Source organism: Heyndrickxia camelliae (assembly GCF_002844575.1).
GTDB classification, from domain to species: Bacteria; Bacillota; Bacilli; order Bacillales; family Bacillaceae_C; genus Margalitia; species Margalitia camelliae.
On the sequence record NZ_PIQO01000007.1, the window covers coordinates 96,931 to 110,167 of the forward strand.

Consider the following 13,237-nt stretch of genomic DNA (forward strand, 5'->3'; position numbering starts at 1 on the left):
AACATATGAATAAAACAAAAAAGGGAGAGCAAGAAGCCCTCCCCAGTTACCAAGCTATTCCAAAGTGGTTATAGAGATTTTCTTACCGTTTTTGTTTCCATATGCAATTGCTAAAAATGGGCATACTTATCCCGTTAATAGCTACAGCATGAAAAATCGCACGGCAAATATATAGATGTTCCATCCATTGCCCGCGAACAAAAACAGCTTGATTCATCTCTATACACCACCTTTCATTTATGATAAATACTATTTTAATTTTTTTGAACATTTTTTGCAAGGGCTTCCGTTACTAAACATGTTGTAACAGTTGCTCTAATACTTTTTGCACTTTGTATCCATCTTTTAATGAAACTAGTTTTGCATCCTTCCCTTCCATTGACTTTATAATCTCCGAAATCAGATCCTGATGTTCATTATTTTCCGCTACTTCGATTGGAAAGACAGATTGTTCGTTTGTTTCACCTTCAAGCTGTCCCCAATTTTTTAATGCCAAAGTTCCTTTTTCTCCATATAATTTAAAGGATATTTCTTCTTTTCTGCCAATACCGCTTATACCATCAATCACTACTGGAGTACCGTCCTCGAGGCGTAATTTGGCAATGACACCTGTCTCACATTGCTCAGGATTGTCTGGGTATTCGATAAAAGATTGTTCGTATGTAATCTCTCCAAACAAATCTTGCATTACTTGAATATAGTGAGGGGTAATTTCACGAATAAAGCCGCCTTGTTCTCTTCCTGCAATCCAAGGATTTTGCTGCCATGCCCGCGGCCACTGTGGGAAATGCATTGTTAATTCTACACGTTTTAAGCTTCCAATATTGCCTGATTTCCACTTTTCTTTAAATGTATGAACAGCATTGCTATATGGCAATGGAAAGTTCATTGCGTTTATTACATTTGCCCTTTCTACTGCCTCTGTCATTGCTTCCGCTTCTATTAAGGAATTAGCTAATGGTTTTTCACATAAAATATGTTTTCCAGCCTTTGCAGCTTCCACTACGATTGGATGATGAAATTTAGGTGGTACTGCGATATATACAAGATCAATAGAAGCATCTGAGATTAATTTCTGGTAATTTGTATATATCTTTACACTGTCTAGCTTTTCTTGTAATTCTTTTATTCGTTTTGTATTAGTATCGCAAATTGCCGCTACAACTGTTTGCGGATGCTTAACAAATTGCCATAAGAGCCTCTCACCTACAGCTCCCAGACCAACAATTCCAACGTTCACTAATGAATCAGTTTTTCCCATTATTGCACCTCCTGCTTCTATTATTATCTGACTTTTTAAAAAGGTCAATTTCTTTAGTGAATACTGGCAACCTTTCCTTTCAGTTTTTCCTTTCCACGTCTTAAATGCGTTTTTACGGTGGACATGGGCAACTCACTATTCTGTGAAATATCCATGATTGTAAAATCATGAAAATAATAGAGTAAAATCGGATTTTTATAACGATTTGGCAGCTCATTTATCTTTTTCATTAATTCTTCATGAAGACAATTTTCCATTACTGTATCTTCTGTTTCATCGTGCAGGGTAACCTCATTCATTTGCATGGATGCCTGTGTTAAATACCGTTTCCTTACATTCTCTTTTTTCCACTCATCCTTGCATTTATTCTGTGCAATTTTATAAATCCAGTTTTTCAAAGACGCTCTTTTTTCAAAAGATTTATAATGTATAAAAGCGGATAATAACGTTTCTTGGTAGATATCTTCCGACAACTCCCAATGCTTCATAATAGAATATATATAATGAAGAAGCGCTTTACCGTGTAATTCAATAAATTCCTCTAAATCTATTTCATTATTTTGTTTATAATTAACAGCCATCATGTTTCGTTCTCTCCTAATTTATTTATATTTTTAAGGATATTTAGATGTAATATAAGTTATTTTACGTTAATCTCTATCCGTTCAAGCGCCTATCGAACTAAATGTATGGGCGAAGGCACTACTGCTAATAATTTTCATTATATGGATGGAAGCTTAAAATAGAAAAAAAAGATTCTTAAGTTTTCTTTAAGTTTTGCTTAGAAAATATTTAAGTGACTTTTTTTACAAAATTCCTTTTCAAATAATAAACGTATTACAAATATGAAACCCTACAGACTATTTATGAATTTTACATTACCATCCACAAATTTTTTTATCATGAGGTGACAGGTGGAGTTTTACATAAGACTTAAGTCGTAGCTGCTAATGGATTCATTATTTGTCCCCAATATTTACTTCTATTTCAAAAAAAAATTACTTCAATACTATGTATCTCTCAGATATAATTTTTTTATGCGGCAAAAATTAACGAAAAAAGGTGTAATTACTATATGAGTATTTTATCTGTAAAAAATTTGAGCCATGGCTTTGGGGACCGTGCAATATTTAATGATGTTTCCTTTCGCCTTCTGAAAGGTGAGCATATCGGTCTAGTTGGTGCAAATGGAGAAGGAAAATCAACCTTTATGAATATTGTGACCGGGAAACTTCAGCCTGATGAAGGCAAGGTGGAATGGGCGAAAAAAGTACGTGTTGGTTATCTCGACCAGCATGCCGTCCTGCAAAAAGGAATGACGATTCGTGACGCTTTAAAAGGTGCTTTTCAATACCTATTTGACCTTGAGACGGAAATGAATAATTTGTATGCAAAAATGGCAGATGTGACTCCGGAAGAGCTTGAATTATTGCTTGAGGATGTTGGAAATATTCAAGAAACCTTAACGAATAATGATTTCTATATCATTGATGCTAAGGTAGAAGAGGTTGCCCGCGGCCTCGGGTTAGATGATATCGGTCTAGAACGTGACGTTCAGGATTTAAGTGGCGGACAAAGAACGAAAATTCTGTTGGCTAAACTGCTTTTGGAAAAACCCGACATTCTACTATTGGACGAACCGACAAACTATCTAGATGAAAAACATATTGAATGGTTAAAACGATATCTATTGGAATACGAGAATGCCTTTATCCTTATTTCCCACGATATACCGTTTTTAAATAGTGTGATCAATATTATTTACCATATGGAAAATCAAGAGCTAAACCGATATGTTGGAGATTATAATGATTTTCTTAAGGTTCACGAAATGAAGAAACAACAGCTTGAAGCGGCTTATAAGAAGCAGCAGCAAGAAATTTCTGAGCTTAAGGACTTTGTTGCTAGGAACAAGGCAAGGGTATCAACCCGTAATATGGCAATGTCTCGTCAGAAGAAACTCGATAAAATGGAAATGATTGAACTGGCAGCCGAAAAGCCAAAACCCGAATTTCATTTTAAAGAAGCCAGAACATCCGGGAAGCTTATTTTTGAAACAACAGACTTGGTAATTGGCTACGAAGAGGCTCTTTCAAAGCCACTTAACTTAAGAATGGAACGCGGACAAAAAATAGCGTTAGTCGGTGCAAATGGGATAGGAAAAACTACCTTACTAAAAAGTATTTTAGGTGAAATTAAACCGATTTCCGGATCTGTACAACTCGGGGACTATTTATATACCGGCTATTTTGAACAAGAAATAAAACAGGCAAACTATAACACTTGTATCGAAGATGTTTGGAATGACTTCCCTTCCTTTACACAGTATGAAGTTCGTGCAGCACTGGCTAAATGCGGTTTGACTACCAAGCATATTGAGAGTAAGGTCGAAGTATTAAGCGGTGGCGAGAAAGCGAAGGTAAGACTTTGTAAGCTTATAAACAAAGAAACCAATATTCTAGTCCTAGATGAGCCAACCAATCATCTCGATGTCGATGCGAAGGATGAGTTAAAACGAGCACTAAAAGAATACAAGGGAAGTATTCTGCTCATCTGCCATGAACCTGAATTTTATCAAGATGTTGTCACTGATGTATGGAATTGTGAATCATGGACGACGAAGGTATTCTAAAAATAAATGCGTAATTGCCTTGCGGGTATAAGTACCCGCTTTTTTTTATTTTCTAAATAAACCCTTCTTTCTACCCTTGATCAAATTTTTTAACATTTTTGTATTCATTTAATTTTCCTTTTCCTGACATTTTTTTTGCATTCTACTATTATAAGCGAATATCATTTAACTTACATGACACCAGAAGGTTTAACAATGAATAAGCAATGGTTTATGGCTTTCGTGATTGCTCTTGTGGTGTGCTTACTTCAGCATGTTCTAATAGTGATTCTACTAATTCAGGTGTAAAAATAGCGACAATAAAACGGATACAGCAACAAATGAAAATGCAGATTTTATGCAATTTTATATGAAGCTATAGATAATATTAACTCTGCTGACAAAGACATCAATGCATATGAATCGGTATTAGCAGCAGATCCTAAACCACCAGCAGATGAATTGGCAAATTTAAAACAAATAGCTGCCTTTTCAGCACCAAATGTTATAGCTAATATTAAATAAGTAACGATTCCATCTGGATGAAAAGATAAGAACTCTGATCCTAAAGCGGTATTAAAGGATTTAGAAGATTCTTATCAATTAAAAACAGACGATTTAAAAAAAGACCAACCAACATTAGATGCAGCTGCAGTAAAGCTGACTTCTGCAGACGATGCTTTAGGTACACTATTACAAAGTGTCGGTCTGACAAAAGCTAGTATAAATAATAATGTGAATTCATAAAAACACTAAAAAACAGCAATTCTTAAAGATTGCTGTTTTTTCTTAAAAACGAATAATCGCTCCATGAAAGCTTCTGATTCCACGATAATTACTAACTACGTTTATTCTTATTTCTTTGCTTGTAACCATGGAACTTCTTATCACTCTTACGAAAATCGCCTCTGTCCACTCCAATTTTGGCATCTTCTATTTTGCCACCAACTAGTACTTTTTGGTGAGGTTTCACATTTAATTCTCGACAAATTTGTTTAAGTTTTCTTTCTTCCCGTTCGGTTACAATCGATATTACCGTTCCAGATGAAGAACCTAGTCTTCCTGTCCGTCCTGAGCGATGAACAAATTGCGAGATGGTTTCCGGAAAATCATAATGAATAACATGCGTCAACCCAGGTAAGTCTAATCCCCTTGCCGCAACCTCCGTCACAAGCAGAAATTGGATTTCTCCTTGCTGAAATAATCTTATCGCTTTGGCACGTTCCTCTTTTTTTAAATCACTATGTAATTGCCCCACTGATACATCCTTATACTGAAGCTTTTCCACTAACACCGAAAGATTCCCAATATCTCGTACGAAAACTAGCGCTTGAAATGTACCTGCCACACTAATCTTCCTAAGTACATCCATTTTTTCACGTGCATCACATAAAAAATATTGATAATCTACACTTGGTGATTCTTTTTTCGTAATGTTAATAAGTTGCGGATTTTTCATCAACTCTGTTGCTCTTTGAACAGCTTCCGGAGAAATGGTAGCCGAAAATAAGATGAGCTGTCGGTCACTTAATGTAGCTTTGACGATTCCAGAAATAGCCTGTTTGTATTCCGGAAGCAATAATTGATCGCCCTCATCCAAGACAATCATCTTTACCTCATGCATTTTCAACTTTTTTTGCATCATTAGTTCGTATATCCGTCCTGGGGTGCCTACGACAACTTGCGGACGTTTTTTTAATTTTTCAAGCTGGCGTTTTAAGTTGGCGCCACCTATGAAGGATGCCGCTAATATTTGAGTTCCCTCCGACCACTTTTGAATTTCTTGCAGGATTTGCATGACTAATTCACGGGAAGGAGCTAATATAACCGCTTGAACTCCTTGGTTATCTGCATTAATTCGTTGCAGCAAAGGCAGTAAATAAGCAAGGGTTTTTCCAGTCCCGGTTGGGGAACTAGCAATAATATCCCTTCCTTCTAAAATAAGTGGCATCGCTTCTGATTGAACTGCTGTCGGGTTATCAAATCCTGCCTTTTCCCAATTTTCTTGTATAAAAGATTGATATGACTCTAATATAGATATTCCGTTCAACACGCTGACTCCTTTTGTTTAAAAACTTAATATGCTTAATCATACACTAATGTTCCAAGGCAATACAAACCCCTGACCAAATGAAATGCGTGCTGAAGATGATCAGGGGTTTAAAAAATATTTATTTAGTTTCTACAACCGTTTTAAATACTGGAGCTTTTCTAACTCTTGTTGCTTGTTCAAATGCATAAGCTAATTTTATCAGAGTAGGTTCACTGTATGCGGTCCCCGTAAAGGTTATACTCACTGGTTCCCCATCTTTTGTATAGCCTGCAGGCACTGTTATAGATGGATAGCCTGCTTTTGCACCGATACTTGCACCGAAAAACTGCGGAAAAATAATAGCTTCCACCTTATTCTCTTTTAATGCGTAATCAATGCCTTGTTCTCGCGATAAATAAATGTCCTGTTCCAAAGCTTGAATATACTTCAATTCTGTCAATGTTCCGCTGGTTGCCTCTGCCTCTTCCAAAACGGTTTGTCCATGCTTTAACATTTTTTCAGGGTCTTTCTTATTAAACTCTATTAACTCTTTTAAAGAATGAACAGGTAGACTAGTATCCACTTTGCGTAAATAAGCGTTTAAATCTGTCTTGAATTCATAGGTTAGTACGTCATAACTCCATTTTGTCTTAGCAGATGGGATAGAAACATCAGAAAGAATTGCTCCACATTCTTCCACATGTTTCAAAGCATTCTCGACGACTGCTAACTTTTCCTCATTTAAATGGTCAAAATAAACGTCTCTGGCAACTCCAAGTCGAACACCTTGTAAGCCATCCTTTTTCAGGAATTTCTTAAAATCAACATCATTTAATTCCATATTGGTAGAGGTAGCCGGATCATCTGCATCTTGCCTTGTTAAAGCTGACAGCAATATGGCAGCATCCTGTACTGTTCTTGTCATTGGACCAGCTGTATCTTGGCTATACGAGATTGGAATAATGCCACTTCTGCTTATTAGCCCCACAGTAGGTTTTATCCCAACTAGTGAATTTTGAGTCGCGGGATTTAAAATTGATCCGGATGTTTCCGTACCGATAGCAGCCGCTGCAAAGTTTGAGGCAATCGCCGCCCCCGATCCTGAACTGGAGCCTCCAACATCAAACACTCCAGGACCATATGGATTTAACACTTGTCCGCCTCTGGAGCTGTATCCGCTCGGCATATTATCTGCCATAAAATTTGCCCACTCTGTCATATTCGTTTTGCCAAGAATAACGGCACCTGCTTCTCTGAGCTGCTTTGCCACAAAGGAATCCATCGATGCTACAGAGTCTGCTAATGCCAGTGAGCCCGCACTCGTATGCATTTTATCATGTGTGTCAATATTATCCTTAATGAGAACAGGAATACCATGAAGTGGTCCCCTTGAACCCTTCTGCTTTCTTTCAGCATCCAAACCTGCCGCAATCTGCACCGCATCAGGATTCACTTCCAGAATCGAATTAATGCGCGGTCCCAACTTGTCCAGTTGTGCGATTCGCTGTAAATACATTAATACAAGTTCTTGAGAGGTTAATTCTCCACTCTCCATTTTATTCTGCATATCGGAAATCGTTGCTTCTACAAGCCATTCCTGCTGTAATCTTTCTAATTTTGGATTTTCCATTATTCTTTTCCCCTTTTGGTTTTGTTCTTATTAATATTCTGGGTCGGGGATGAAAAATCCTTTTAAAAATATCTACCCAATGAATAAACTATGGGTCTCTAACCAATACATGATATGAATCTAGTATTCCATCAGTCTTGATGTTAAGACTATCGGACAAAAAAATGGCATAGTTTACAATCCCCTTACGACAAACATCTCTAATGTCTATTTGCGGATTTTTATAGGGTTAGGGGAATGGTTTAGTCCAAGATGCTTCATGATACGTATACATGTAGTACAAATGAGTGTGAGAGACTCTTACCTTTTACCGGGAAAAAACCACTTAGTCTCAATTTGAAAAGAGGTGAATGAATGACCTTAACAACTGGATTCTTCACCATACTCATTTTCTTATTTACTATAGGATTAATCATCTGGAGGCCAAGAGGATTAAATGAAGCTGTTCCAGCAGCAATAGGGGCAGTAACCCTCATTTTAATAGGCAGTGTATCCTTCCATGATTTAATAGAAATAAGTTCCAAGGTTACTGAGGCTGCGATTACAATCATTGCTACAATGGTTATGGCCATTGCACTTGAGAGCTTTGGATTCTTCCATTGGGCTGCTACCAGGCTACTTTACATTGCAAAGGGGTCGGGAAAAAAATTATATTGGCTAACCAATTTATTATGTTTCTTTATGACAATTGTTTTTAATAATGACGGAAGCATTCTGATTACCACCCCAATCTTGTTATTACTGCTAAGGCAACTAAGTTTAAAGAAACATCAGATGCTTCCGTATTTAATCAGTGGAGCTATTATTGCAACGGCATCAAGTGCACCCATTGGGGTAAGCAATATTGTCAATTTAATATCGTTAAAAATTATCGGCATGAGCCTTTACCAACAAACAGCTATGATGTTCGTTCCAAGCGTACTGGGGTTAATCTTCCTAGCTGGACTTTTGTATCTAGTTTTCTCAAAGGAAATTCCTGATAGATTGCCACCCGTAACAGAGCATATTTTAGGGATTGGAAGATACCATCCCCTTAAGCCAAAACCAAACCAGGATCTTATAAAAAAACAAACAAGAATTATGGTATATGTCATCCTCTTTATTCTTTGTATGAGAATTCTATTATTCTTAGCATCCTTTATTGGAATCCCAATTGCGTACGTCGCTATCACAGGTTCTATTGGAATCCTTGCGTGGAGGTATTTTTACCTTAAATTAAGTGCCGTTGATATTATAAAAAAAGCCCCTTGGCATATTTTCGTATTTGCCTATTCGATGTATGTCATTGTCTATGGTCTGCATAACATCGGATTAACCAAAATCCTCGTGAAAGGCATAGAACCCATATTATCCAGCAGCCTCTTATCCGCAAATCTTACAATGGGCATTCTTCTTACCATACTATCTAATATTTTCAATAATCATCCTGCTTTAATGATTGGGACCATATCATTATCTGAAATGCAGCTCGACCCTATCACCATGAAAGCAATTTATTTATCCACTATTATAGGAAGTGATATCGGTTCTTTACTATTACCTGTTGGAACATTAGCAACGCTTTTATGGTTAAACTCCTTAAGGCAACAAAAATTTAAAATAAAATGGCTCGATTATATCCGAGTTTCTGTGGTTGTGATTCCTCCTACTATCATCTTTACATTAATTTGCCTCTATGTATGGATAAGACTTATATTTATATAAAAAACCAATGATTACGAATCATTGGTTTTTTCATTTCTAATAAGGTCTCCATCTATAATTTATTGCTTTTATCACTGTTTCTGGATTTCTTGCTGCTACAGCAGTCATTCTATCACCTGTTCTATATTTTCTGTTTGAACGGTTGTATCTGGATTCCCGATACCGTTTGGAGTATTTTTCACGCCTAGTCCTTCTTATAGACCCTCTACTTTTATAATGTGTAGTACGCCTAGTCCTTCTTATAGACCTTCTATTTTTGTAATGTGTAATACGCCTGGTCTTTCTTGAGGACCTTCTACTTTTGTAATGTGTAGTACGCCTGGTCTTTCTGGAAGATCTTCTACTTTTATAATGTGTAGTACGCCTGGTCTTTCTGGAAGATCTTCTACTTTTATAATGTGTAGACCGTCTAGTCTTTCTGGAAGACCTTCTACTTTTGTCATGTGTAGAACGACTAGATTCATTTTCATATCTTTGTTTTCGATCACGGGCTTTCTCAATATCAATAATTTTACTTGTTTCTGGATGGTATTCTACTTCGATAACATCAGATGATTGAAGGGATTGTTCCCAAACCTCCAACACTTGATTTGCAACTCTGTCCCAAGTATACTTTGATAGTGCAAATTGCCTTCCAGTCTCGCCCATTTTCTTCATTTGCGATTTATTGGATAAGATCTGTGTAATTTTATCTGCAAACTCATTCGGATCGTCCGGATTTTCTATAACAAGGCCGTTTTCGTTTAATTCAATTACTTCCGGATTTCCTCCTCTTGCAGTTGTAACTATTGGTAGTCCAGCGGCCATTGCTTCATAATGTACCCTAGCAAGTGGCTCCTGCCATTGTGATGTACAAACAAATATATCACTAGCAGCATACCAATTTTGAATTTCGCTTGGCGAAACAAAGCCAGTAGTGATAACTGGTACAGGTGATCTATTTGCTAATGCTCTAATGTATGCAACATAATCTGAAACATCATTTTGGCTGAACCATTTACTTCCGACTATGACGAGTGCGAGATTATTGAATCTTTTCGCAAGTTCCGGTAATGCTCTAACTAACCGATCCACCCCTTTATTATTCGAAAGTCGGCCAGTGAATAGTATAACTGTTTTCCCTTCTAATCCATGTTTTTTCCGAAGCTCATTGCGAATATTCTGCATATCTTTATGATCTCCAGGTAAAAATCGTTCCACATCTACACCTGAATAAATGGTATGAACCTTGTCTGCGGCTTGAGGGAAGTAGCGCTTAATTTCCTCACCGATATAATTACTAATTGTTACAATATTAGTAACTTCCTCAATAACAGCAGAAGCTTCATTCAGGTCAATCTTATCGGGTTTAAACATATCATTATGCATGCTCAATGTAATTTTTGATTCTGGTGCTACTTTTCTAACTGGAAGGACAAGGCGAGGGCGATTAAAAATATGAATAAGGTCAAAATGATTAGACTCAAGATAGGAAATAACACCCTCTCGGTATATTTCAAATACCTTACCTGGAATTCTTACATAATGCACTCCATCTATCATTTCTTCATCAGGTAGGGAATCTGCATTAACGCCCAAAACGGTTATTTCATGGGACTCGCTTAAATATGGCAGGATTCCGGATATATAGGTTTGAATTGCACCTCCTAATACCGGTGGAACAGGGAGTTTTTCTGTACAAATCATTAAAATTCTCATCGTTTTCCCCCTTTCCAGTCATCTTGTAATTCTTTCCATACAGTCCATTTTGTCTTTTCCAAATTGACAATTCCTTTTATCATTTGTTCTGTTTCCTTATTTAAAAATTTTTCCGGCTCATATACTACTTCTTTAACATTTTTGTAAAATTCATTCGGAAGTGCTAAATCAATCATTAATATCTCATAGAGTTCAGGGGATATTGGATTTTCATGATGATATGCTTGAATCATTTCTCTTATCCAAGTAGCATCCCATTTTTTCAAATCTGCCATTGTCCCGCTAATTAGTTTTCTCAAGTCGCGAATTGGCAAATCATATGCCACACCATCAAGATCAATAATCCACATTCCATTTGGTCCCTTTTGACCATTAGACCACCCATAATCCTGATGTACCAATCCCCACTGTTGATTGCCGAGCTTCACGAGTTCCGAATAGCTTGAATTGTTAAGTTTGCTCAATCCATCAAACGCTTGTTGTTCAAACTCATCTACTACAGATAATAAATAAGAACTTGCAGGCATTTCATCATAAACCCTTGCAATATTTCGGAACCACCCCATTTTCATAGCAACTTTTTTATAATTATCTGGCCACTTATATAATCTTGAAGCAACTTCTGCCCCTTGAGGAGGTACATATCCTTTGCTTAAGCGGTGAAATTCACCAAGAGCCCCGCAAAGCAGCTTTGCCCCTTCCAAGTCCTTTGTAACAGGCTCTAATGGCTCTATCCATTCTGCAACAAACCATAGCTTTCCGCCTGCCTCTACATAATTTTTTTGATTCTTCGTTTTAATAATACTTGGTACTCTTGCTTTTTTCGTTTCTACTAAATATTCCTGTGCCCCTAAGCTAAACAAACTTCGAGTCGGCCGCCGATGTAGTAATTTTAAACTCAACGGTCCTTCACTTGTTTCAAGCTTCCAAATAGCCCCCCCTTTATCTGGCTTGGTCGTAATTATTTTCATACTTTGTACGGAAAAATAGTAGTTTTTAAGCACCTGACTAGCTAACTCTTCAATATATTCAGGTACAAAAAATTCATTTGTACCAACTTCCTCTTCCCAAGGTTTAATCATCATAATATTACTCATTTTTCCCCTCCTAGTTGTTTTGAATTAGGGGTGTTAGTACATTTTTATATTAATGTATGTCTAAAAAAAATATATGTATAGGTAGTTCACTCATTTATAGCTTAATAAAATGTGCAAATGTATTCCCTTCCCTTTTATCCCATCATGGCAAATGTTTTTAAGTTACAGATGCCCCGAAACCAAAAATAAATTACTCCTTTCTAGGTATTCCCACATACTCTATGTGCCTTTTCATCATAGTAAGTAGTAACAACTAAAAATACTTAGTTTTTTTAAGGAGGGAGAGAAGTTGATTCGTAAAGCAATAATCCCTGCTGCTGGGCTTGGTACGAGATTCCTCCCTGCAACAAAGGCATTGCCAAAGGAAATGCTTCCGATTGTTGATAAACCTACTATTCAATACATTATTGAAGAAGCGGTTGCATCAGGAATTGAAGATATTATCATTATCAGCGGCCGAAGTAAACGCTCCATAGAAGATCACTTTGATAAATCGTATGAGCTAGAAGAAACCCTATTAAAAAAACATAAATATGAACTTCTTCAAAATGTTCAATCTATATCACAATTAGCAAATATCCATTATATTCGGCAAAAAGAGCCACAGGGGCTTGGAAATGCTATTTACTGTGCCAGAAGTTTTATTGGGAATGAGCCATTTGCAGTTCTCCTAGGCGATGATATCGTCCAATCAACGAAGCCTTGCTTAAAACAAATGATGGAGGTCTTTAATCGATATCACTCTTCCATTGTTGGTGTGCAAGAGGTGCCAATTGATGAGGTTTCAAAGTATGGCATTGTGAAACCAAATGGCTGCGTTATGAATGAGTGGGTTATCAATATTGAAGAATTAGTGGAAAAACCAAAGCAAGAAGATGCCCCTTCGTGTTTAGCCATTCTCGGAAGATATATCTTAAGGCCAGAGATTTTTGATATATTAAAAGATTTACCACCGAGTTCTGGCGGAGAAATTCAATTGACAGATGCTATCAATTTACTAAATCAGACCCAAGCAGTTTTAGCCTATCATTTTCAAGGAAAGCGCTACGATATCGGGGACAAAACAGGCTTTATTCGAGCAACAATCGATTTTGCTCTACAGAGAAAAGATTTAAAAGAAGATGTTTTGCAGTATTTATACGAGGTTATTAATCGGGAAAGAGAATAGTAGTAACACCTTAAGTTGTCAGCCTATAAAAAAGAA

General features: G+C 36.8%; 10 protein-coding genes. 3 read left to right on the top strand and 7 right to left on the bottom strand.

Features of this window, described 5'->3' with window-relative positions; genetic code table 11:
• Positions 1–82: 82 nt before the first annotated feature.
• The 3 genes from CWO92_RS26315 to CWO92_RS11375 form a co-directional block, all read right to left on the bottom strand.
• Positions 83–217, bottom strand: coding sequence for an RAxF-45 family protein (locus tag CWO92_RS26315; RefSeq protein WP_268877592.1), 135 nt, complete (start codon positions 215–217; stop codon positions 83–85).
• 75 nt (positions 218–292) lie between these two features.
• Positions 293–1,261, bottom strand: a complete 969-nt coding sequence (locus CWO92_RS11370; protein WP_101354322.1) for a Gfo/Idh/MocA family protein — start codon at positions 1,259–1,261, stop codon at positions 293–295.
• Between the two features lie 53 nt (positions 1,262–1,314).
• The gene (locus tag CWO92_RS11375) at positions 1,315–1,845 is read right to left on the bottom strand and encodes an RNA polymerase sigma factor (protein ID WP_101354323.1); all 531 of its coding nucleotides are present in this window, start codon (positions 1,843–1,845) and stop codon (positions 1,315–1,317) included.
• 491 nt (positions 1,846–2,336) lie between these two features.
• On the opposite strand from CWO92_RS11375, the gene CWO92_RS11380 reads away from it, so the two are divergent.
• The gene (locus CWO92_RS11380) at positions 2,337–3,893 is read left to right on the top strand and encodes an ABC-F family ATP-binding cassette domain-containing protein (RefSeq protein WP_101354324.1); all 1,557 of its coding nucleotides are present in this window, start codon (positions 2,337–2,339) and stop codon (positions 3,891–3,893) included.
• Between the two features lie 817 nt (positions 3,894–4,710).
• On the opposite strand, the gene CWO92_RS11385 is transcribed toward CWO92_RS11380, so the two are convergent.
• Together CWO92_RS11385 and CWO92_RS11390 are read right to left on the bottom strand one after the other, a co-directional pair.
• Entirely contained in the window at positions 4,711–5,925 is a 1,215-nt protein-coding gene (locus tag CWO92_RS11385; protein ID WP_233269777.1) for a DEAD/DEAH box helicase, read from the bottom strand.
• Positions 5,926–6,043: 118 nt separating this feature from the next.
• The gene (locus CWO92_RS11390) at positions 6,044–7,534 is read right to left on the bottom strand and encodes an amidase family protein (RefSeq protein WP_101354325.1); all 1,491 of its coding nucleotides are present in this window, start codon (positions 7,532–7,534) and stop codon (positions 6,044–6,046) included.
• 354 nt (positions 7,535–7,888) lie between these two features.
• On the opposite strand from CWO92_RS11390, the gene CWO92_RS11395 reads away from it, so the two are divergent.
• Positions 7,889–9,238: an arsenic transporter gene (locus CWO92_RS11395; protein WP_101354326.1), complete on the top strand. Its 1,350-nt coding sequence runs from the start codon at positions 7,889–7,891 to the stop codon at positions 9,236–9,238.
• A 36-nt stretch (positions 9,239–9,274) separates the two neighbouring features.
• Here CWO92_RS11395 and CWO92_RS11400 read toward each other — a convergent pair whose 3' ends face one another.
• Both CWO92_RS11400 and CWO92_RS11405 read right to left on the bottom strand, forming a co-directional pair.
• Positions 9,275–10,936 (bottom strand): glycosyltransferase family 4 protein, encoded by a 1,662-nt coding sequence (locus tag CWO92_RS11400; RefSeq protein ID WP_101354327.1) that lies wholly within the window; start codon positions 10,934–10,936, stop codon positions 9,275–9,277.
• Positions 10,933–12,033, bottom strand: a complete 1,101-nt coding sequence (locus tag CWO92_RS11405; protein WP_101354328.1) for a CotS family spore coat protein — start codon at positions 12,031–12,033, stop codon at positions 10,933–10,935. The genes CWO92_RS11400 and CWO92_RS11405 overlap by 4 nt, the downstream gene beginning before the upstream one ends.
• A gap of 289 nt (positions 12,034–12,322) precedes the next feature.
• Between CWO92_RS11405 and galU the strand changes: the two genes are divergently transcribed.
• The gene (gene galU / locus CWO92_RS11410; protein WP_101354329.1) at positions 12,323–13,201 is read left to right on the top strand and encodes a UTP--glucose-1-phosphate uridylyltransferase GalU; all 879 of its coding nucleotides are present in this window, start codon (positions 12,323–12,325) and stop codon (positions 13,199–13,201) included.
• Positions 13,202–13,237: the final 36 nt, after the last annotated feature.

Excerpts from the sequence above, each read along its gene's own strand:
- CWO92_RS26315 (WP_268877592.1), bottom strand. The coding sequence starts at position 217 with ATGAATCAAGCTGTTTTTGTTCGCGGGCAATGGATGGAACATCTATAT.
- CWO92_RS11370 (WP_101354322.1), bottom strand. The coding sequence starts at position 1,261 with ATGGGAAAAACTGATTCATTAGTGAACGTTGGAATTGTTGGTCTGGGA.
- CWO92_RS11375 (WP_101354323.1), bottom strand. The coding sequence starts at position 1,845 with ATGATGGCTGTTAATTATAAACAAAATAATGAAATAGATTTAGAGGAA.
- CWO92_RS11380 (WP_101354324.1), top strand. The coding sequence starts at position 2,337 with ATGAGTATTTTATCTGTAAAAAATTTGAGCCATGGCTTTGGGGACCGT.
- CWO92_RS11390 (WP_101354325.1), bottom strand. The coding sequence starts at position 7,534 with ATGGAAAATCCAAAATTAGAAAGATTACAGCAGGAATGGCTTGTAGAA.
- CWO92_RS11395 (WP_101354326.1), top strand. The coding sequence starts at position 7,889 with ATGACCTTAACAACTGGATTCTTCACCATACTCATTTTCTTATTTACT.
- CWO92_RS11400 (WP_101354327.1), bottom strand. The coding sequence starts at position 10,936 with ATGAGAATTTTAATGATTTGTACAGAAAAACTCCCTGTTCCACCGGTA.
- CWO92_RS11405 (WP_101354328.1), bottom strand. The coding sequence starts at position 12,033 with ATGAGTAATATTATGATGATTAAACCTTGGGAAGAGGAAGTTGGTACA.